Consider the following 471-nt stretch of genomic DNA (forward strand, 5'->3'; position numbering starts at 1 on the left):
AATTCGGCCTTTCCGGCAGGTGCGCCGATCCCGTGGCCATCAGATATCGTTCCGTCTGGCTACGTCCTGATGCAGGGGCAGGCGTTTGACAAATCAGCCGGATCCTCAACTGTGAGGAGGCTCACGGACGCGAAGAACAGGCACGCGTACTGGCAGAAACCCCCGGTATGACCGTGAAAACGGCCCGCCGCATTCTGGCGGTACCGCGCTGATAAGCCTGGTTGACGGAAGTGGCAATCCGGTCAGCGTGGAGGTTCAGTCCGTCACCGACGGCGTGAAGGTAAAAGTGAGCCGTTTCGTCGACGGCTTCACGAAACATCTTTTCATCGCCAATAAAAGTGGCGATAGTGAATTTAGTCTGGATAGCCATAAGTGTTTGATCCATTCTTTGGGACTCCTCTAGAATATGATGAAAGATAGAAAATTACGACGCTTATCGGAAGTGAACGAATACTTTTTATATGAGGAGGG

1 protein-coding gene is annotated in these 471 nt (G+C 52.4%); it reads right to left on the bottom strand.

What is annotated here, in order from left to right; genetic code table 11:
* Positions 1–121: 121 nt before the first annotated feature.
* Entirely contained in the window at positions 122–385 is a 264-nt protein-coding gene (gene kil, locus METUNV1_RS20260) for a host cell division inhibitory peptide Kil (protein ID WP_000372943.1), read from the bottom strand.
* Positions 386–471 lie beyond the last annotated feature (86 nt).

This window comes from Methyloversatilis universalis FAM5 (assembly GCF_000214035.2).
In the GTDB taxonomy this organism is placed as follows: Bacteria; Pseudomonadota; Gammaproteobacteria; order Burkholderiales; family Rhodocyclaceae; genus Methyloversatilis; species Methyloversatilis universalis.